The following is a 21148-nucleotide window of genomic DNA, read 5'->3' as shown; positions in this document are numbered from 1 at the left end:
CCAACTGCTGAACCGGCCCGAACCCGTCCGGCGGCACCTCCAGCGCCGGGACCTCCTCAACCGCGCCCGATCCCGCCCGACCCTCGCCCGGATCCGCAGCCTGGCCAGTTCCAGACGCCGAGCCGGACGCAGCGGGTTCACTCGTCCCTGCAGGCATCGACTTCCTCGGCCGCTGCCCGGATTGCGCGTCGTCGCCGAGCGCGAACGTGCCCGGGGCGGGCTCCCCTGCCCGCACCAGCCCCGCCCATGCCGACTGCTGCACCGGCCCGAATCCGTCCGGCGGCACCTGCAGCGCCGGAATCCCCTCGGCCCGGCCCGGCACCGCCGCACCCTCGCCCGGATCCGCCGGACCGATCCCGGGCGCTGAGACGAATGCACGGGGCTCGCGTCTCTCGGAACGCGGCTCCGTCGTCCGCCCCGGTTCCGCTGGCACCTCGGCCTCTCCCGCGGGGCCAGCTGCGGGAGCGACCTGATTCGTGTTGTCCTGTGGGCCGAGGGCGAAGGCCCCGGGCGCGACCGCTTCGCCCTCGCCCAACTGCAGGACCGCGCCGGCACGCTGCACCTGAGTCCGGGCCCAGGGCAGGAAACCCACCCCCACACCGTGCAAAGCGAACGCCTGCGCCAACTCGTCCCGCGTGCCCTGCGAACCCGCCGGCCAGCACGACAACCACACCCACGGCCCCGGCATCTCCCCCAGATTCCGCACCGCGTCCAGCCACACCAGATACGCCGCCGCCGACGACGTCAGCCAGAACTCCCGCGACAGATCCGGCGACCACGCCCGCAACCCCCGCCCGCCGTGATGCATCACCACCGCGAACCGGCCGCCCAACGGCCCCAGCTCCCCCTCCGCAGCCCCGTACTCGAACGCCTCCTCCAGCACCGACCGCTCATCCCGCACCCCCGACCCCTCCGCAGCCGGACCCGGGAACGCCGTCCCCGCATACCGGCCATCCCCCCGGAACAACGACACCATCCCGATCTCCTCCGCCCGCACCCGCCCCGACACCAAATCCTCCGAACTCACCACCTCCGCCGGCGCCACCACACCCGGCGCCGGCGGCTCCGCACCGCCCAGCCACGCCACGAACGACCCCGCCCGCGGATCCCCCAACGCCACCGCCACCGGATCGAACTCCACCCGAGTCAGCAGCGCCGTATGCACCGTCTCCTCCGCCGGCCCGGCCGACACCCCGGCCGCCAGCAACCAGTCCTGCATCCCCTGCCGGAACGCCTCGATCACCGACGCCTCAAACTCGCCGTTCCCCTCCACCCCCATCACGAAATACCCCCGCACCCGCAACCCCCGACCCCCCACCGACGCTGTCGACTCTCCCCCGCCCTCCTCCAACGCCTCCGCCAGCACCTCCCCCGCCAACACCGCACCCAACCCCGCCAACGCCACCGCCCGCCCCGCCGACACCCCGCTCTCCACACCCAACAACCCCGACACCACCCGCCCCACCGGCACCGGCACCGTCGGGGCGGGTGGTGTCGGCCCCGGTGCCGGGCGCAGCGCCAGGGCCGGCGCGGGTGCCGCCGTCTGCCCGCCAGCCGGAACCACCGGACCTTCCGCCGGCGACACCGGACCCGGCAAACGCCTCCGCTTGCGCGCATCGCCCTCGCCTTGGCGCTGCTGGCGTTTGCCCCGCTCTCCCCCTGCTCCCGGCCCCTCTTCTTCCGAGGCCAGCCGGTACCGCGCACCATCCAGCTTCAGCACGCCGCTGTCGACCAACGCGGTCCAGATGCTGCTAAACGTGGACGAAATGATGCCCGGCAATGCGTCACGGACCTCGTCGCGGGTGAACCCGCGGCCCGGATTGCCGGAGAACAGCTCCAGTATCCGTTCCCGTGCTGTCGCCCCCTCGGCATGGACCAGCCCGTCCACCGGCGGCGGCACGGCCTCGTAGACGAACCGGCCCGGGCTGGGCTCGCTCCTGCGGACCAGGCCGTACATCGCCAACCGGGTCAGCGCCCCGCGCCACTTCACCGCTCCCTTCACCGCGTCGACAATGCCGCCGTGCGTGGCGGGGCCGCCGCGGTCCAGCAGATGGTCCAGCACCCTCTGCTCGTTCTCCGGCAGATCCGCCGCCACGCCGTCGGTGGACACCCGGATCACCGGATTCTCGCTGCCGTCCCACCGGTACCCCATCAACGCCAGCGCCTGCCCCGCCCGCTCCCCCACCGCGCCGCCCCCGCGCAGCCGGCCCGCCATCCACCGCCGGAACACCGGCTCCCCCGCCAGATCCCGGACACCCCCGGACCCCCCGCCCGCGCCGAACCCGAAACCCGCGTCGGCCCCGCCGACCGGATCCGCCCCCCCCAGCTCCTCGTACCGCGCCGCCGCCGCCACCAGCACCTCCCGCTGCACCGCATCCCCCGCCAACCCCGCCACCCGCCGCACGAACTCCGCCACCACCCGCCGCCCCTGACCCGACCCCAGCACACCCCCGCCCGCCGCCGCCACGCTCCCCGCCAACCCCCCCGCCGACCGCACCCCCGCCGCCCCCGCCAGCACACCCCACGCCCGCGCCTCAACCGCATCGAACCCCTCCGGCACCACCCCCAACGCCACCGGAACCGGCGTCGCCACCGGCTCGCCCACCATGAACACCGCCACCCCCGCAGCGTTCGTGCCGTTCTTCACGTCCTGTCGTTGTTTGAGAGTTGTGGTCACCTGATTCGCTTGGGCACTGATGCGCTCGGCGATCTCGCGGGCAGTCCACCACCGCCCCCGAAGGTCCTCCTCCCCGAGAAGCTTCACCGCCCGCTCCCCCACACTGCCCGCCCCTGCCGGAGCCCCTGCCGGCTCCGGCTCGAACTGGTGGGTCGCCACGCCCGACGCGGTCTTCCCCGGCTTTGTACGCACCACCTTCAACGCGTCACGCACCTGGTGGGGGGTGAGGGAGGTCGCCTCTGTGATCTGGAGATTGGTGTACGCCCGGTCCGGATTGCCGGACAGCAACCTGCGCACCAGTTCCTTCGGCGGGGTCGGGTCCGCCACGACCAGCCCGCCCTTCGGCGGCACCGCGGCCCGGTAACGGTAGCGAGGCTTCGCCAGCGTGCCGTCATTGTCCGCGTCGACCAGCTTGTACTTGGCCAGCAAGCCCCGCGCGTGCTCGGCGTTGCCTCGTAGTGTGTTCTTGTTCTTCGGTTCGGAGCTGCTGTCCGCGGGGGTGATCGCCGCGATGATGTCGCTGAGGAACCCCGGGCCGTGGTCCAGCAGACGGTTCAGCGCCTTCTGCGCGTTCGCCGGCAGATCCGCCACCACGCCGTTCGTGGAGACCCGGATCACCGGGCTCTCGCTGCCGTCCCAGCGATGTCCCAGCAACGCCATCGCCTGCCGCACCCGAGGCTCCCCCGCCTCGCCCCACCCCGGATCCGTGCCTCCCAACCTGCCCTCCGCCCACCGCCGCAACACCGGCTCCGCCCCCAAATCCCGGACCTCCCCTTCAGCCGCACCGCCCCCCGCGACCTCCTCGTACCGCCCCGCCGCCGCCGCCAGCACCTCCCGCGCCGGTTCGGCCGCCCACCCCGCCGTCCACCGCGCAAACCCCGCCACCACCTCCCTCACCTGCTCCGGCCCCAGCACCACCCCCATCCCGGCCAGCCGATCCGCCAACTCCCCCGCCGACCGCACACCCGAATCCGCGGTGAGCACCTCCCACGCCCGCCGCTGCCCCGCGTCCTCCCACACCGGAAACACACCCAACACCGGAACCGCCGCCCCCACCCCAGCCGAACCCGCCGCGGAAGACGAAGACGAAGCGGCCGACGGCCCCGGCCGCACGACCGGGGCCGGCCGGGCGGCACCGTCGTCGGCGCCGCCGCGCAGCGTGGGGTCGAGGCGCTGGTTGCCCAGCGGCAGAGCGCCCGTGCCCGGCAGCGGCATGAACCCCGACGGGCCGTGGACCGGGTTCCCCTGCCCGTCGCGGCCCAGCCCGGTGCGCAGATCGGCCATCTGCCCGCGGTGGCCGTCGACGAAACGGACCGTGCCGTCGCTGGTCTTGTGCGCCAGCAGCCACTGCCCGTCGAACAGCACCGCGCCCTGCGCCCCCGCCGGCTGCTCCGGCCGGCCCAGATGCCGCTCGATCTCCTCCAGCGGAGCGCCGACCATCTCCCCGCCCAGCAGCTTCTCCGCCTCCCCGACCGACACCGGACCGCCCGGCAGCGCCGGCGCCGTCACACCGTCCTTGATCGACTGCGCCGCCGCCAGCATCGACGCGAACCCGTTCCGCACATGCCCCCGCGCGCCCCGGTCCAGCAGGTCCCGGTTCACCCCCGCCGCAGGCCGCAGCTCCGGATCCTCGACCAGCTCCCGCCGCAGATCTTCTTGCCGCCCCAGATAGCCGTCCCGCGCCCGCAGGCTCAGCAGCGCGTGCCGCGCGAACTCCGGATACGCGGTGTCCTCCGCGATCCGGCTCTCCGGAAAACCCTTCGCCCCCCTGGACACCGTCGTCCACCAGCCCTCCCCCCCGGGAAAGTGGTCGCCGACCGCAGCCGAGGACCCCGCCCGCGCCTCCGGCTCGAACGCGCTGGTGCCCACCGTGAAATGAGCGTCGTTGACGTAGCCGAGCTTCCGGTAGAGCGTCCGCATCAACGCGTTCCCCGCGCCGGACGAGCCCGCGAAACACGCGGTCGCCACCAGCGACGAGTCCGGCCGGGTCCGGAACGCCGTCCGGAACGCCGCGGACTGGTCCAGCACATGCGCGAACCCGCTCGCCGAGACCGCGACTTCGGTGTCCTTCGCCAGCCGCCGCCCGCCGACCAGCTCCGTCCCGGCCGGCAGGGTCACCGAGAGATGCGCCTGCCTCGACCCGTGCGTGAAGAAATGGATCGGCCCCAGCGGATGCCGCTCGTAGTCCCCCGAGCCGGGAGCCTGCACCCGGCCCGGCAGCCCCGCCCTGCTCCGCGGCATGACGCGGTCGAACGTCTCCGGCCGGTCGTCCTTGTCGAGCGCCCGCCAGGTGTAGCGGGACCCGCCGTGCTCCGGGCTGCTCCACGCGCCTTGAACCCGCGCACCGCCGCCCCGGTCGCTGAACAGGACGCCGGCCGGGAGCCCGTTGCGGTCGCGCACCGCCTGGCTCCACACGTCCTTCGCGCGGAACCTGATCGCCTCCGGCGGAGTCTTCGACATTCCCCACCACGATTTCCGAGACGGGATCGTGCCGGCGATCACCGGCCCGTCGCCGGTCTCGTTCTTCCAGCGGTTCAGCACCGGGTGCAGCGCCAGCCGGTCGGCCGCCGGGACCTCGCCGCCCACCAGCGTCGGGTCCAGCCGCTGCGGCGCGGGCAGCTCGGCCGCTCCGGTCCAGGCAAGGGGAATGAACCCGACCACGCTCTTCCCGGCAAGCCGGGGCACGGTCGCGGCCTGCCCGTCCAAATACTCCACGACACCGCGCTCGTCCTTGCGCACCAGCACCCAGTGCCCGTCCCGACGATCCCCGCCCAGGAACACCAGGCCCGCCGCGCCGGTCTGCTGCCCCCGCATGTGCTCCTCGATCCGCGCCGGCGACACGTCCGCCGACTTCGCCGAAGCCAGCTCCTCGACCTCCCGCGCTTCCAGGTCCTTGCCCGACCCGCCCGCGACGAACGCGGTCCCTTCCAGCAACGAGAACGACAGCTGCACCGACGCCTCCAGGCAGTTCTCGGTGTGCCCGTCCCGGTTCACCCGCTCCATGCCCGGATGACGCGCCGCGAAATACCGCGGCGCGTCCGCCGGATCCGCGAAGCTGTCCGCGCTCACCACCGACCCCGCCGGCAACGCCAGCGCCTCCGCCAGGCTCAACCCCGCCCGGGACGCCGCCCGGTCCCGGACCGGTTGCGGCGGGACGGCCGTGCCCGGCTCGCGGCGGTAGCGGTAGCGGCGGGCCACCGCCTTCCGGCTGGGGAACTCGCCGCGTCCGCGCGCTTCCTGCCGGGAACGATCGACCGCCGCGTCGAGCAGCCGCCGCGCGTCGCCTTCGCCGATCCCGAACTCGGCCGCCACCGCACCCGGCGTCCCGGCGAACGCCACGTCCCCGGCCCGCAGCCGATCGAGCACCCCCCCGAGCCGCGACAGGTCCCGCGACGACAACTCCCCGCGCCGCGACCAGTCCGCCGCGTCCCCCGGCCGCGCCGGCGCCGCGGCGGGCGGAACCTCCACCAGCACCCGGCGCCGCTGGTCCTCCGCCGCAACCCCCGGCCGCACCAGGTTCTCCGGCAACCGGCTCCCGCCCGAGCGGATCCGCGCGGCCGCGCGGACCTCGGCCGGCGTGATCGCGTCGCCGCCCGGCCGGGTCCCCAGCAGCGCCTCGGCCTGCCGCGCGAACTCGGCCGCCACGGCGTCCGCCCGCCGCTGCCCGGTGTCGCGCGCCCGGCCTTCGCCGCGCAGCGACCCGCCGTTGCCCCAGCCGGTCACCCGGTACGGCGGCAGCTCCTCGCCCGCGGCGCGGGCCGCGACCGCCGCGTCGACCCAGGCGCGCACCGGGCCCGCCAGCCGCGCGGACCCGTCTTTCCCGACCGCCCTCGAACCGCCCGGGAACCACACCTCCGCCGCAGCGGCCGCGGCCGCCGGCGCGGCAACGCCGCCGGCGCGCACCGGCCCGCCCGCCGCATCCGGCGGACGAGGGCGCGCCGCAGGAGAATCCCGGTGATCCGCGGCAGTGCCCGGCGAGCTGCCGGGCACCGGGTCCGGGCGGTCCGCAGGAGCGCCCGGCGAGCCGCCGGCGGCACGACCCGCGCGGTCTGCCGCAGTGCCCGGCGAGCCCTCGGCAGCAGGTTCGGCGTGCTCTCCGCCCGCGTCCGGCGCGTCGCCGGCAGCATCCGACGCCGCCCGGGCCGCGTCGGCGGCCCGCACTTCGCCCGCCAGCCGCCGGGCCAGCCCGTGCGCGCCGGCCAACGGGTCCGACGCGCCCCGGTCGGCGACCAGCCGGTCCAGCACCAGCGCCCTCAGCGCCCGGTCCCGCCCCGCCAGCCCCGCCAGCTCCGCCGGCGTCGGCGTCGGCGTCGGCGTCGGCGTCGGCGTCGGCGTCGGCGCGCCCTCGGCCGCCGGCGCGGCCGGCGCGTACCGGGCATAGATCTGGTCCGCGATCCGGGACAGGCCCTCGACCACCGGCGCCGGCAAGGCGGTCCGGGCCTCGCCCAACCGGGTCGCGGCGTCGCGCCAGCCCGCCTCCCTCCCCGGCGGCAGGAGCGCGGCGACCGCGGGGTCCAGATGCGGTCTGCCGGCCTCGGCGACCAAGTCCCCGGCGAGCCGGTAGGCGCCGGTGTCGCCGGCGCCGTGCTGCCGTTCGCCGACCAGCCGGTCCCAGACGATCGTCTTGAGCGCGCCGGTCTTGAGCGCCTCGGTCTCGAGGGCCTCGGCCTCGGCGGCCGGCGCGGCGCCGGGCGCCGGGACGGACGAGACCGGCGGGTGCTGCGCGAAAATGCCGTCCGTGCGCGTGATCAGGCCGGCGAGATCCGCCGACGACAGGCCGGTGTCGCCCAGCCGGACGACCGCGTTGCCCCACTGGTCGACCAGTTCCTGCGGAAGGACCTTCCTCAGCCGGTCGTGCATGCCGAACGCGGCGCCCAGGTCGAACACCGGCGTCCACCACCCTCCGCCGCGGACATCGGGCGCAGTCCCGGACGGCTCCGGCCCGGCTTCCGGGACGGGCTCCGCAGGAGGCACGGCCAAGGCGGGCGACGACGGCGCCGAGGACGGCGCGCTCGAAGCCGGCGACGACGGGACCGTCTCGCTGAAGACCGGAGAGACCGGCGGCGACGCGTCCGTGCCGTCCGTGCCGTCCGTGCCGTCCGTGCCGTCCGTGCCGTCCGTGGTGCCCGCCGAATCGCGGCGTTCGGGCGGAGGCAGCCCGGGCGGGTGCTCGCCGGGCCCGGCGAACCCGCCGGCCGGCCGGGCGGCGGACTGCCCGGGCGGCGCGTTGGGCAGGTTCGCCCGGTCCCGGTGCACGCCCATCGCCTTCTCCGCCTGCGCCTGCAGCTGCGGCAGGTCCACGTTCAGCAGCCGGTGCTCGGCATCCGCGACAGCCCGGCCGGTCGCGGCGGTGGGATCCAGCTCGTGCTCGGCGGCCGCGAGCTGGTACTGGATCAGCGAGAGCTGCACGTCCGGGCGCTTGGACAGCGCGTACGCCTTGTCGTCGGCCGACGGATAATACCGGTACTCGTCCTTGTTGCCGCTGCGGCCGCCCCGCTTCTCGATCTGGATCTCCAGGTCCCGCAGCAAAAGGTGCGCCGTGATCAGGAACCGGATCCCGCCCAGCGCCTTCGCCGCGTCGGTCGGCTTGATGTCCACCCCGCGCCCCATCTTCATGTTCACGATCAGCACCTTGCCCGGCGCACCGTGCTCCGCGACCACCTTCTCCCACGCCTCCGCCGCGTCCGGCCCCTGCATCAGGTCCCACTTCGCGTCGACCACCGTGTGCTCGAACCCCGGCGGCAGCGCCTGCGAGATCTTCTTCGGCAGGCTGTTGAGATGCGTCACCACCACCTGCGGCTGATTCGTCTCCTTCTTCAGCGCGACCAGGTCCGCGGCGATCAGCCTGATCTTCTCGTCCTGGGCGAGGGTGAACTTGTCCGGCAGTCTTTGCAGCCGGTTCTCGTAGTAGGGATCGACCGCCACGATCTCGTCCGACGCGCCCATCGACTTGTAGAACTCGTTCTTGCCCAGCGCCGTGCCCGACGCCCCGGTCACGCCGTGGAACAGGTCCTTCCTCGTGTACACCTCCATCGCGGAGAGCTGCTTGCTGCTCTCCGTGTCCGCCCGCACGACCAGGCCCTTCTCCCACTCGATGGCCTGGGCCAGCCCCTTCTCCCACCGCGACTCGGTCACCCCGTCCGAGGTCGACTTCTTCGGGTCGTGCATCACCTGGTGGGTGTGCTGGTCGACGATCTTGATCCCGGCTCCGTGCGGCACCTCCGCCGTCCCCCAGGTCCGCTCCCCGCGGTCGATCACGTAATGCTCGTCCTCCACGTACTCCCACTTCGCCAAAGCGGCCATCGTCACCCGATGGACCTGCTGCCCGGTCAGCGGCACCCCCTTGTTCGCCCGGGTGAACTTCTCCGCCCCCTCCGGGGTCAGCTCGAGCGGGACCTCGCTGTCGGCCGGCCCCGGCCGGCGGCCGAAGTCCCGGACCGACACCGTCCCGTCCGCGGCCAGCCGGCGCAGCAGGCCCCCGGCGAAGTCGACCTCGTCGAAGGTCGCCCGGTCGGCCTTCTCGCCCTGGCTGTGGGCCAGGACGAACTTCATGTGCTCGTACTTCAGCTGGTCGATCTCGTCGATCAGCACCAGGATCCGGCCCGTGCCGCCGTGCCCGGGCACCTTGTCGTCGTGCTTGAGCATCGTGAAGTGCAGGTCCGAGTGCGTGCCCACCGCGATCATCGGCACCCCCGGCCGCTTCGGCGGCGGCGGCGCGTCCGAATCCATCCGGACCACGTCGATCCCGAACGGCGCCAGCAGCTTCACGTACTGCCGGTACTCGTGATCGGCCAGCACGTCCTTGGTCGAGGACACCATCAGCACCGCGTCGTTGCCCGGGTCCAGCGCCTTGCGGGCCGCGTCGACCAGGAACATCCACGACTTCCCCTCCCCCGCGCCCATGTCCACCACCTTGCCGCGGCGCATCGCGTCCGACGCGTGCGTCTGCGTCCACCGCAACGTGATGCCGCCCTTGCGCCGCGCCATCTCGTGGACCGCCGCCGCGACCTCGTCGTAGGTCGGCGGCCGCTCCGGCGTCCCGTGCATCAGCTCCTTCAGCCGCTCGTCGGTCAGATTCACCAGCCGCTCCTCCGGTGGCAGATGACCGCCGGAACGGTCCACGACGTCGTGCAGCGACCGCGCCGCCTCGTGCGCCTTGTTCGCCGCCGCCAGCCACGCCTCGTGCGCGGCCGGCGCCACCGGATCCCGCGTCTTGACCCAGCCCTTCCCCTCGCGCAGATACGTCACCGGCTCCTCCAGCCAGTCCCCCGCACCGGTCTTCAGCTGCCGGTACGCCACCGGACGCCGCGTCACCTTGTCGTACACCAGCTCGCTCTCCGGCGGCAGCACCGCCCGCGACCCGTCCTCCAGCTTCAGCGCCTTCTGCTTGTCCAGCTTCTTCACGATCAGCTCCCCCGGCTTCGCCCGCCCCCGGCCCCACCGCCCGTCCAGCCCGCGCTCGAAACTCGTCCCGTCCGGACGCACCACATGCTGCAGCGTCCCCTTCGCGTCCGCCACCGCCACCGACCCCGGCGGCACATCCACGAACCGCCCCCGGCCCGGACGCCCCCGATCGATCCGCCCCGCGCCCTGCGCCACCAGCCAGCCCCCGCGACCGCTCTCCCACCGAGCGCCCTCCGCCACCAGCCGCCGCGGCTCCGGATCCGGCGCACGATAGCCCTCGGACTCCTCCGGCGGACGACCCTCCGGCCGGCGCCGGCCCGCCTCGTGCTCCGCGGCCGGCGCGGGATTCCCTTCCGGCAGGGGATCCCGCGGCCGGGACGGCCCGAAACGCTCCTCGTAGGCCATGTGATCCTCGTACAGCCCCGCCAGGCTCCCGGAGCCGTGCCCTTGACCGCCGCCGCCGGCGTCGTGCCCGTGCCCGTGCCCGTGCCCGTCCGGCCGATCGCCAGGCCTGTCCGGCAACGGCTTCTCCGGCAACGGCTTCTCCGGCAACGGTTTCTGCAGATCCGCGGTGGTCTCCGGCCGATCCGGCCGCGCATCGCGCGGCGCGGCTTCGCCCGGCGACCCGCCCAGGCCGGAGCCACGCCGGGTCACCGCGACGTCCGACACCGTCTGCGGCGGTTCCGGACCGGGCCCGGGGCGCTGCGCCGCCGGATCGCCCGACAGCGGCGAATCCTTCGGCCGCGGGCTCAACGGCGACACACCGTCAGAACGCGCACCCCACGGCGACACACCGTCAGAACGCGAACCCGACGGCGACACACCATCAGAACGCGGACTCAACGGCGACACACCATCGCCGTCAGGACGCACCGCCGGCTCCGGCCCGGCGTCCGCGCGGCGCAGCCCCTCCGGCGACGTGTCGAGATTCAGCTTCGGCACGCCTCGCCGCCCGGACAAGTCCGGCCGCGGGGGCGGCGCCGGCGGACGCTCCGACGAGCCGCCGGCCGGGCCGCCGGCACCGCCTTCCTGCGCAGTCGCCTGCGGCGCCGGCCTCGACGGCGCCGCCGACGTCTCCGCTCCGCTGCCGACCTCGGTCGACGGCCTCGGCTCCGAACTCGCGGCCGGCCCGGTCCTGGACGACACCGCCGGCGGCACGCCGTCCGCGACCGACGGCGCGGACGGGCCTTTCGACGACGTGCTCGGCAACGCCGCTTCCGGCCGCGGCCCGGCGCCGGCCCCCGACGACGACGACGGCGACGGCGACGGCGACGGCGACGGCGACGGCGACTCGGCCTGCGGCCGGGGGGAGGACGGCGACTGTTGTCCCAGCCCTGGCCGCCGCGCATCCGCCGAGCCGGCCCGCTGACTGCCCAGCGCGTCGTCGCGGACCCCGGAATCCTTTCCGCCGATTCCCTGCCCGTTCTCGTGCGACAGCGCGCTGCCGTGCGGCGTCCCGTCCTCCCGCACCGTCCCCGGACCCGCACTGACGACCTGCGACCGGACCGGGGCGCCGGACACGGTCGCCTCATGCGACTGCCCGCCGGCCTCGCCGCCCTTCGAAGCCGCCGTGCCGTCGCCGCCGCTGATGAACTCCGCGGTCTCCTTCGACACCGCTCCGTTCGCCGTCGCTCCGTTCGCCGTCGCTCCGTTCGCCGTCGCCGCCTGCGGCGATTCCGCCTCCCCGGCGCCGGCGGACTTCTCCCCGCCGCGGGCGGCCGCCCCGTCGACGCCCGCCCCGCGGCCGTCGCTCGCGAACAGCGTCCCCGCCCGCCTCCCGGACACGGTCACCGGCCGCCCGTCCGGCGCCCCGGAGACGGCATTGCCGCCGGCGTCCGGCCGACTGTCCCGGCCAACGGGCGCTCCCCGGTTCTCCTGCTCAGCCGCGGGCGCGTTCCGCCCGGCGGCACTCGAGTCGCCGGCGCCGACGGAGGACGCCCGGCGCTCCCCGACCGGCCTCTCGCCGCCGCCGAACCCGCCTTTCTCCGGATCGCCGGTGAACGACCAGCCGCCCGCCGCCGATTCGCCGCCGGGCGCGCTCCCGCCCGATCCCGCGTCCGGGCCGCGGCCCCGTCCGGCGCCGCCGGACGCGGGCCCTCCCGGGATACCGCTCAGCAGACCGCCGACCGCCTTCGGCAGGCCGAGCACCGACTTCCCCAGATTGATCGCCGTGCCGCCCGCCTCGCCGCCGTGATAAGGCCCCAGGCCGCCCAGAATCCCCTGCCACACATCGACCGGCTGGTTCAGCGCCAGCGACACCAGCGGATTGCTCGCCGCCAGCGCACCCACATTCCCCACCGCGAACCCGATCTGCCCCGCCCCCACCAGATTCCCCGGCAACTCCGTCTTCAGCTCCGGGAACACGTTCTTCAGCTCGTTCTTCACACCGTCGGTGACCGCCGACGACACCACGCTCTTCGCGATCCCGCTCCACGCCCCCATCGTCCCCCCCGCCACCGCCCCCGCGACAAACGAATGCTCCACCGACTTCCAGTCGATCCCCTCCCGCTGCCCCGCCGCGTCCTGACCCGCCTGAATAGTCAGATCCAAACCGCCCATCACCCCCGCCCCCGCCGCCGCATGCGTCCCGATCTCCAGCACCAGCTTCGAAGCCCCCAACGCCACCGACCGCACCGTCGCCTGCATCACCGCGTTCCTCAACGCCACCCACATCAACTGCAACGCCACCCGCGCCGCCGCGATCGTCGCCGGCACCGCGAACGCACCGAACACCGAACACAACAACGAAACGACCGTCGCCAGGAACAACAACGCCCCCACAATCATCATGATCTTGCCTTTTTCGATATCCGCGCCCGTATTCCGGCACGACTTCTCCAAATCCGCCGCCCCGCCCCGCAAATCATGCAAATTCTTCAACACCTGATCCCGCACAAAACTCTGCAACCCGTCCGCGGTCTGCCCCCGAAACACCGGATCCAGCCGACCGCTCACCTCCTCCACCGCAGCGATCACATCATCAAGCTTCCCCACAAACCGCTTCCACCCATCCGCCAACCGCCACAAATCGTTCTCATTGCCCTCCGGCCACTGCGCCCCGCACGTCACCTTGAAAAACTTCTGCAACCCCGCCGGCAAATGCGTCGCATCCGCCGCACCCCGCCCCGCCGGCCCACTCCCATCCCCACCGCCACCGCCCGCACCGCCAGGATCACCACCCTTGCCCGAACCAGCCTCATCACTGCTGACCATCCATCACCACCTCCTTCCACCGACCAGCAACAACTGCCACCAACAAACAAACCCCACCCACCCAAAACCCCACACAACACCACACCCCCACAACAACACCGACGCGATCACCCCTCGCCGGATCCGCGTCTCCAGCGATGTCCACGACGAACCGCGCGGCCGGCCTCGCCGTCTTCCGCCGGCAACGGCGGAAGACAGCGAGGCACCGGCCCGCCACCGCCGCCGTTCACCTGAGCGGCACCACCGATTCCAGCCACAGGCGCGCCACCGCCGACGACGCTTCCTCCCGCACCCGGCCCAGCTCGCCGAGTTTGCGACGCTCCGCCTCCAACGCGGCCACCGCATCCGCCAGACCCTTCCCGGCATCCCCGCCCAGCGAACCCCAATCGACGCTCATGACTTCCCTCTTTCCAGGAATTTCTCCGCCCGGGCCAATGCGTCCTCCCCAGCACGGCAGGCAGGACACCAAGCAGAATCCCAAACCTCCGGCTTCGACGCCGCGGGACGGCAGCCATCCGCCCGTTCTGCAGCTGTTGCTGCCCCTGCATACCTCCGAGCGCCATCGGAGACATCGGCGCCCGGCCGACGTCGGCGGCATGCCCGACGGCCGCCCCACCTGCCGCCCGCAGCTGAAAGCGCCGCCCGGAGCATCCGCGATCACCCTGTCTTCGGCATCGGCGATCAGCAGCCACAGGACTCATCGCGATCACCGGCGTCGACCCGCAGCGGTCCCGGCAACAGACTCTCCGCACGAACATCGAGCGCCCTGCTCCCGGCTACTGGTCAACGCGTACCGGACGGCCGACGCCATCGCCGACAAGCACGGCTGCTACGAACCCTCGCCACGGATCGTCCAGTTCGTGCACGATGCAGCGTCTGGCACCGAAGACGAACTCCTCGTCGCCAGCCACCGCGCACCTGCGCGGCGAGACGTACTTCGCGACCCGCGACTGCGCCACAACAAGACGCGCGACAGAAACCTCCGCGCAGATCCACACAGCCGACAGCGAAGAGCAGCTGCCGCGCCTCCGATCCGCCGGCGAGCTGACCATCCACAAGAGACGCGACGATTCGGAACATCACGAGCCGCGGCAAGACTGCCGTGACCCGTCACGGAGCGTGACGCATAGCGACGTAGCCAGCGACGATAACCAGCGACAGGACCGGCGACCTGGCGGCGACCGCACTTCTCCCCACGGGCATTGAAATCCTGACCTGCAAGCAGGTCCGCACCCCCTCGCGAAGCCGATGCCCGCATCATCGCAGAGCCCAGCGTTACTCGCGCACCGAACCGACTGATCTCGCGAAACATGTGCGCGAACCGAGGCGGACCCCGTCACATCCGCCACCTGCCACGCCGATGGCACGTTTGGACCGGGTCCGGGATATCGCTGCACAGGGTTTCACCAGGACAACGAGCGTAGGCAACCCGCTTCGCCCACGGTGCCGAAGCAGTTGCCGATCTGGTCGTGGATGACGAAGAATCCGCTCGGCCGTCCGGAACCATGTGGTGGATCAGATTCCATCCGATGCGCGCCGGACGACTGATCAACCGCGCAGCCACGGTCCTCGCCGACGACGAGTTGCGAATCCCGGTCGGCATCAGGCGATCCGGCACGCGGCCGCGGAGTTCGGCGACGAATCGGATCCCGCAACCGCCGAAGCGCTTGGCGAGGCGGCTCGTCCCAGTGGCCGCATATCGGGCAAGGCACCGATCAGGCCATTGAGGACGCGATCGCACTGGCCATGATCATCCGGAGGGCGAGCGCCCAGACGGTCCGCCTGCTCCTTCGCCGTGATCAGACCTCGCATCCCGACCGCACGGCGCGGTTCCAGCAGATGTCTGTCAATGGTCAGTTTGTCCTGGCTCTGGCTCAAAGTCCGTGATGGGGTAGCGACCGGTGATCGGCAGGTCGGTGGCGTAGTCGATCATGTTGGTGGTGCGACGATCGTGGTCTGAAAACGTTGTTTCCCCATCTGGCTCCGCTGGTCGTGGAGCAGGTTGTTCGGCGAGGCAGGCGGGTCGAGCTGCATGCGAGCGTCCTTCAGCCCGATGCTGTCTGCTCCGGTTGCGGAGTGCGATCCGGCCGCGTGCACAGCCGCTACCAGCGTTGCCTCGCCGACCCCGCGGTCGGCGGGCAGGAAACTGTGATCCGGCTGCTGGTGCGGCGGTTCTTCTGCAGCAACAGCGACTGCGCGAAGCGAACGTTCGCCGAGCAGGTCCCGGGTCTCACCGTCGCCCACGCGCGCCGGAGCCCGTTGCTGCGCAGGATGCTCGAGAAGATCGCGCTGGCGCTGGGCGGCAGGCCCGGCCATCGGCTGAGCCGGCAGCTCGCGGCCGAAGTATCCCGGTCGACGCTGCTGCGGCTGATCAGGGCGCTTCCGGTGCCAGAACCGGGGAATCCGTCAGTCCTCGGGGTCGACGATTTCGCGTTCCGTCGCGGCCACACCTACGGCACGATCGTGATCGACATGGACACCCACCGGCCGGTGGACGTGCTGGCAGACCGGCTGGGCGACACGTTCGCCGACTGGCTGCGCGCTCATCCCGGCGCCGAGGCGATCTGCCGCGACCGCGCCGGCGGCTACGCCGAAGGCGCCCGGCTCGGCGCACCCGACGCCATCCAGATCGCCGACCGGTTCCACCTGCTCTACAACCTCGCCGAGGCGGTGAACAAGATCGTTCGAGCCCACCGCGAGTGCCTGCACGATCAGCCCGCCGCTGACGCTGTCGCCCAGCCGGAACCGGCCGCACCGGTCGATGAGGGTCGACGGGCCGAGCTGACCCGTCAGCGGCACGCCGAAGTGCACGCCCTGTGGGACAAGGGCGTCGGCAACACGGCCATCAGCAAGGCGCTCAACCTCGACGAGAAAACCGTGCGCCGCTACGCGCGAGCCGAGACCCCCGACGAGCTGCTGACTCAGGTTCCCCGGCGAGGAAGAGACCTCGACGCGCACACCGGGTTTCTGGTCCAGCGCTGGCAGGAAGGCTGCACGAACGCCGCCCGGCTCACCGAGGAACTACGCGACCGCGGCTACCGCGGCAGCGAACGGACCGTCCGGCGGCTTCTGCAAACCTGGCGCGGCAGCGCCACACCGCCCGCCGCCGTCGCCACGACCACCCCGAAACCCCGGCACGTCACCGGCTGGATCATCCGCCCTGCTGCCGATCGCACCGACCAGGAGAAGGCCGATCTCGCGCGGATCCTCGAGCGCTGCCCCGTTCTGCGTGTGGTCCACGAGCTCGTCGGTGAATTCGGCGGGATGCCGCGTCACCGACGCGGCCAGCACCTGGACGCCTGGATCGCCAAGGCTCGGACCAGCGACATCACCCAGCTTCAAGGGTTCGCCGCCGGGCTGAGCAACGACTACGACGCCGTCCGCAACGGACTCACCCTCGCCCTCAGCAGCGGTGCCCGTCGAAGGCGCCGTCTGCAAAATCAAAGCCCTCAAACGACAAATGTTCGGCCGCGCCAACTTCGACCTCCTCCGACGCCGGATCCTCCTCGGAAACTGAACCCACGTCACAAACTTTGAGCCAGAGCCTCATCACGGCTCTGGCACAAAGTCCGTGATGGTGCCCGACGACACTGAACTCCGTGCGGTGGTTGATCATGTCCGCAGTGCGATGATCTTGGCCTGAATGTCCTGCTACCCCATCTGGCGGCGCTGCGGATCGAGCGGATTATCCGACGGGGACCCGCTCTTCGGCTGCAGGCGAGCGTTCTGGCACCCGACGCTGCGTGTCCCAGCTGCGGGAGCAGGTCTGGACGGGTTCACAGCCGGTACGACCGATACCTGTCCGACCCGGCGATCGGGGGTCAGGAGACGGTGATCTGCCTGCAGGTACGGCGATTCTCCTGCGACTTGAGGTCTGCCTGCAGCGGACGTTCGCCGAACAGGTCCCCGGTCTCACAGCCCCGCACGCCCGCCGGACTTCGCTGTCGCGCAGGATGCTGGAGAAGATCGCGCTGGCGTTGGGTGGCCGGCCGGGGCAACGGCTGGCCCGGCAACTGGCCGTAGAGGTATCGAGGATGACGTTGTTGCGGCTGATCCGGGCGCTGCCGGTATCTGAACCCGGCGCCCTGTCGGTGATCGGGGTAGATGACTTCGCGTTCCGCCGCGGCCGCAACTACGACAGCATCGTGGTCGACATGCACACCCGCCGGCCCCTGGACGTGCTGCCGGACCGGTTGGGAGACACGTTCGCCGACTGGCTGCGCGCACATCCCGGTGCCGAGGTGATCTGCCGCGACCGCGCGGGCGCCTACGCCGAGGGAGCCCGACTCGGCGCGCCGGACGCAATCCAGGTCGCCGACCGCTGGCATCTGCTCTACAACCTCACCGACGCCGTCGACAAGGTCGTCCGCGCCCACAAGAAGTGTCTGCGTGACCAGCCCGCAGCCGAAGCCGTCGCTCAGCCAGCCCCGCCGGCCGCCGTCGGCGAAGGACGGAGAGCCGAGCTGACCCGGCAGCGCTACGCCGAGGTCCACGCCCTGCACAAACGAGGTGTCGGCATCACGGCGATCTGCAAGGCGCTGAACCTGGACGGCAAGACCGTCCGCCGCTACGCCAACGCTGCCACAGCAGAGGAACTGCTCACCGACGTCGCCCGGCGAGACCGTGAGCTCGACGTCCACACCGACTTTCTGGCGCGGCGCTGGCAGGAAGGCTGCACCAACGCCGCCCGGCTCGCCGAGGAGCTTCGGACTCGCGGCTACCGCGGCTCCAAGCGATCCGTCCGCCGACTGCTGCAAAGCTGGAGAACCACTGCCACGCCGCCCAGCGCTGCACCACCGGCGACGCACACGCCGCGCGAGATCACCAGCTGGATCATCCGCCCAGCAGCCGAACGCGCCAAGCAGGAACAGGCGAGCCTTGCGCGGATTCTGGACCGCTGCCAGACCCTCCGAAAGGTGGACCGGTTAGTTGGTGACTTCGCCGGGATGCTGCGCGAACTCCGCGGCCAGCACCTGAACGCGTGGATTACCGATGCCCAAGCCAGCGATGTCCCCCAGCTGCAAGGGTTCGCGGCCGGCTTGCTCAGGGACTACGACGCCGTCCGGAACGGACTTACCCTCGGCTGGAGCAGCGGCGCCGTCGAAGGCGCGGTCTGCCGCATCAAAGCGATCAAGAGGCAAATCTATGGCCGAGCCAACTTCGACCTCCTCCGCCGTCGCGTCCTGCTCAGTACCTGACCCGCCGAGACGATCACGGACTTTGTGCCAGAGCCATCATCACGCGTCCGCCGACAGATGTCCCGGCCCAATGCCATGCCGCTCAGCAATGACGAGCGCTCGGCCTTGCGCCACAACGCGCTCCGCCTGCAGAGCTCCTTGGCCTCCGGCCACGACGTCGAGGCCGAAGCACTCCGTCGAAGGCGGCCCGGCGGCTCCCGGCCGCGACATTGCCACACCTCAGCGGGGTCCCGAGTACGGTCTTGCCGCGCAATTTCGACGCGCGAACGGGCACGCCACTGCGACGAGACGTGCCATGTGCGCAGGGCTGAGTAGGGTCCCGTCTCGAGTTGGCCGGGCTGGGCGGTCCGGCCGGAGGAGGCACGCGGTGACCCGTGGCAAGCAGACGGCCGCACCCGGAGAGGCTCGATCCGCCGCCGGCCCGGCACGGGAAGTGGTGCGGTTCGGGCTTGTGGTCGGCGCGCTGGGCGTGGTGTTCGGGGACATCGGCACCAGCCCGATCTACACGCTGCAGACCGTGTTCGACACGGCCGATCCGCATCCGGTGGCGGTGCGCACCGAGAACGTCTTCGGAGTGGTGTCGCTGGTGTTCTGGTCGGCGATAACCGTCGTGACGGTCACCTACGTCCTGCTGGCGATGCGCGCCGACAACGACGGCGAGGGCGGCATCATGGCGCTGATCACCTTGTTGCGGCGGTGGGGCGGGCAGCGCGGCGGCCGTGCGGTGGCCGTGCTGGCCTGCGTGGGGATCTTCGGCGCCGCGCTGTTCTTCGGCGACAGCATGATCACGCCGGCGATCTCGGTGCTGTCCGCAGTGGAAGGGCTCAAGGTCGTCTCGCCAGCGTTCGACGGCTGGATCGTGCCGATCACCGCGCTGATCATCCTGGTGCTGTTCCTGGTGCAGCGCCGGGGAACCGCAGCGGTCGGACGGGTCTTCGGGCCGGTGATGATCGCGTGGTTCCTCGTCATCGGCGCGTGCGGCGCAGTCGGGATCGCCGGGCATCCCGACATCCTGAAGGCGCTGTCGCCGACATACGCACTGTCCTTCCTGGGCGGGCATTTCGGGACCGGGTTCTTCGCGCTCGCCACGGTGGTCCTGGCCGTGACCGGAGCCGAGGCGCTATACGCCGACATGGGCCATTTCGGTCGCCGCTCGATCACCCGCAGCTGGATGTGGCTGGTCTTTCCCTCGTGCATGCTCAGCTATTTCGGCCAAGGTGCGCTCATTCTCGCCGACGCGCGCAACGTCGGCGGTCCGTTCTTCCTGCTCGTGCCGGAATGGGGCCGGGTGCCGATGATCCTGCTCGCGACGGCGGCGACGGTCATCGCGTCCCAGGCCGTGATCACCGGCGCGTACTCGGTCGCCGCGCAGGCCGCGCAGCTAGGCTACCTGCCGCGGCTGCGGATCGCCCACACGTCCGAGTCGGCGATCGGACAAGTCTACGTGCCGTGGGTGAACTGGCTGCTGATGGTGTCCGTGCTGACGCTCGTGTTCGCGTTCCGCAGCTCCGCCGCGCTGGCATTCGCCTACGGCATGGCAGTGACCGGCACGATCACCATCACCACCCTGCTGTTCTTCTGCGTCGCACGTGCCGCGTGGCGGACCCCGCGGTGGCTGATCGCCATCGGTGCGACCGTCCTGCTGGTCGTGGATCTGTTGTTCTTCGCCGCCAACCTCACCAAGCTGCTCCACGGCGCCTGGCTGCCGCTGCTGATCGGCCTGACCGCGTTCACGGTCATGACCACCTGGCAGCGCGGACGGCGGATCGTCACGGCCGAACGCACGCGACGCGAGGGCGGGCTGCGCGAATTCGTGAACGGACTTCAGGGAAACGGGGCACCAGCACTGGTTCCGGGCACGGCGGTGTTCCTCAACCGAGGCAAGCAAACCGCGCCGCTGGCACTGCGAGCGAACGCCGACCACAACCACGTCCGGCACGAGCACGTCGTCATCCTGTCGCTGGAGACCGAGCCGGTGCCGCGCGTCCCGCCGGGCCGGCGCCTGGAGGTGGAAGACCTCGGCTGCCACGACGGCATCATCCACGTCACCGCCCGCTTCGGATACATGGAGACCCCGGACGTGCCCGCGGCGCTCGCTGGGCTGGACCCTGCTGTCACCGAGGGCCGGCTCAACCTGGACGATGCCTCCTACTTCCTGTCCAAGATCGAACTCCGGCGCGGCGAAGCGCCCACGATGGCGGCCTGGCGCAAACGGCTGTTCGTCGCGACGTCGCACGTCACCGCCGACGCCGCCGAATACTTCGGCCTGCCCCGCGACCGCACCGTGATCATGGGGTCGCACATCGAGCTGTAGCCGGACCGGACGGCCCGCGCCCCGCCTGCCGTCCGAGGCAGACGGCCAGCTCGGTGCGCAATCGGCACTTCTCCGCCCGGCCAGCTCGATCCAGTGGCCGATGATTCCCGGAACCGGCGTGCCCGCCGATGCGATGTCGACGCGGCGGGCGGTTACCGTCCCGGGGTTCGATCCCCCGGCCCTGCGACGGATGTTCCTTCTCCGGGCTCTCGCCGATGCCCTGCGGCAATCCGGTGCCGGGGGTGTCGGGCCGGCTGGTGTCAGTGCGGCCGGGGCGGCGCGGGCCGGGGACCCCATCCTGGCTGCAGGGGTGGCAGGTCGACCAGTTCCGGGTCCGGCGGC

General features: G+C 72.1%; 6 protein-coding genes and 1 pseudogene. 4 read left to right on the top strand and 3 right to left on the bottom strand.

Going from position 1 to position 21148, the window contains the following annotated elements; translation table 11 throughout:
- The 3 genes and pseudogenes from ACFXI3_RS26355 to ACFXI3_RS26345 form a co-directional block, all read right to left on the bottom strand.
- A pseudogene (locus tag ACFXI3_RS26355) lies at positions 1 to 13057 on the bottom strand (hypothetical protein); the annotation flags it as partial.
- 463 nt (positions 13058 to 13520) lie between these two features.
- Complete coding sequence (locus ACFXI3_RS26350; protein WP_378402939.1) at positions 13521 to 13691, bottom strand: hypothetical protein; 171 nt, start codon at positions 13689 to 13691, stop codon at positions 13521 to 13523.
- A gap of 379 nt (positions 13692 to 14070) precedes the next feature.
- Positions 14071 to 14253, bottom strand: a complete 183-nt coding sequence (locus ACFXI3_RS26345; protein WP_378402937.1) for a hypothetical protein — start codon at positions 14251 to 14253, stop codon at positions 14071 to 14073.
- A 1033-nt stretch (positions 14254 to 15286) separates the two neighbouring features.
- Between ACFXI3_RS26345 and ACFXI3_RS26340 the strand changes: the two genes are divergently transcribed.
- The 4 genes from ACFXI3_RS26340 to ACFXI3_RS26325 all read left to right on the top strand — a co-directional run bounded on the left by ACFXI3_RS26340 (position 15287) and on the right by ACFXI3_RS26325 (position 20806).
- On the top strand, positions 15287 to 16831 hold the full coding sequence (locus tag ACFXI3_RS26340; RefSeq protein WP_378402953.1) for an ISL3 family transposase: 1545 nt from the start codon (positions 15287 to 15289) through the stop codon (positions 16829 to 16831).
- A gap of 102 nt (positions 16832 to 16933) precedes the next feature.
- The gene (locus ACFXI3_RS26335) at positions 16934 to 17317 is read left to right on the top strand and encodes a transposase family protein (RefSeq protein ID WP_378402951.1); all 384 of its coding nucleotides are present in this window, start codon (positions 16934 to 16936) and stop codon (positions 17315 to 17317) included.
- The gene (locus ACFXI3_RS26330) at positions 17248 to 18492 is read left to right on the top strand and encodes an ISL3 family transposase (protein ID WP_378402935.1); all 1245 of its coding nucleotides are present in this window, start codon (positions 17248 to 17250) and stop codon (positions 18490 to 18492) included. Before ACFXI3_RS26335 ends, ACFXI3_RS26330 begins: the two co-directional genes overlap by 70 nt.
- Positions 18493 to 18859: 367 nt before the next feature.
- On the top strand, positions 18860 to 20806 hold the full coding sequence (locus tag ACFXI3_RS26325; RefSeq protein WP_378402934.1) for a potassium transporter Kup: 1947 nt from the start codon (positions 18860 to 18862) through the stop codon (positions 20804 to 20806).
- The last annotated feature ends 342 nt before the right edge of the window (positions 20807 to 21148 follow it).

It is taken from the genome of Amycolatopsis sp. NPDC059235, from assembly GCF_042754125.1.
GTDB classification, from domain to species: Bacteria; Actinomycetota; Actinomycetes; order Mycobacteriales; family Pseudonocardiaceae; genus Amycolatopsis; species Amycolatopsis albidoflava.
The sequence above is the reverse complement of the archived record's forward strand: the minus strand, read 5'-3'. Positions and strand labels throughout refer to the sequence as shown.

Bases quoted from the DNA above. Each gene is read 5' to 3' on its own strand.
- ACFXI3_RS26350 (WP_378402939.1), bottom strand. From the start codon at position 13,691: ATGAGCGTCGATTGGGGTTCGCTGGGCGGGGATGCCGGGAAGGGTCTG.
- ACFXI3_RS26330 (WP_378402935.1), top strand. From the start codon at position 17,248: ATGCTGGAGAAGATCGCGCTGGCGTTGGGTGGCCGGCCGGGGCAACGG.